Source organism: Sinorhizobium sp. P24N7, from assembly GCF_042436655.1.
In the GTDB taxonomy this organism is placed as follows: domain Bacteria; phylum Pseudomonadota; class Alphaproteobacteria; order Rhizobiales; family Rhizobiaceae; genus Sinorhizobium; species Sinorhizobium meliloti_A.
The window spans coordinates 1-438 of sequence record NZ_JBHMIW010000135.1 but is presented as its reverse complement, the minus strand read 5'-3'; the positions used below and the strand labels follow the sequence as shown (position 1 = coordinate 438).

At 57.1% G+C, this 438-nt stretch carries 1 pseudogene; it reads left to right on the top strand.

Annotated features, from left to right (window positions below):
* A pseudogene (locus ACFHWW_RS34305) lies at window positions 1-229 on the top strand (transcriptional regulator); the annotation flags it as partial.
* Window positions 230-438: the final 209 nt, after the last annotated feature.

Below are 438 nucleotides of genomic sequence, written 5' to 3'. Positions count from 1 at the left end.
GATTCATCTCTGTGAGATCATGGGATTTATGCCTCTCGACATTATTTTTGACACCGCGCCGCACTTGTGGGTCAAGACGCCAGAGGAAGCCGAAGATCGCAAGACGCTTACCAAGATCGTTGAATCTCTGCCGCATGACACCATTCGCGACTTAATCCGGCTCATCAAACGGATGACGCCAGGCGAACCATCGGCCGATACAGTCGTCACCAACAGCGAAAGCCGCTGAAAGGGCGGACTCCACCTTTGCGGCCAGCCCGCAATTAAGAGCGGCAGCCGCCACACTCCCGTTTACCACAGGCTCCGGCCTTCTCTTCGGCGCAATGAGAAAGCGCGTTCAGGCCTCCGCGTGCTTCGCTCCGCCTAAGGCGGAGTGGAAAACGACAGCGCGCCGGAACTTTCTTTTTCGGGAGCTTGTCGCGGCCACTTCAAAGTCGA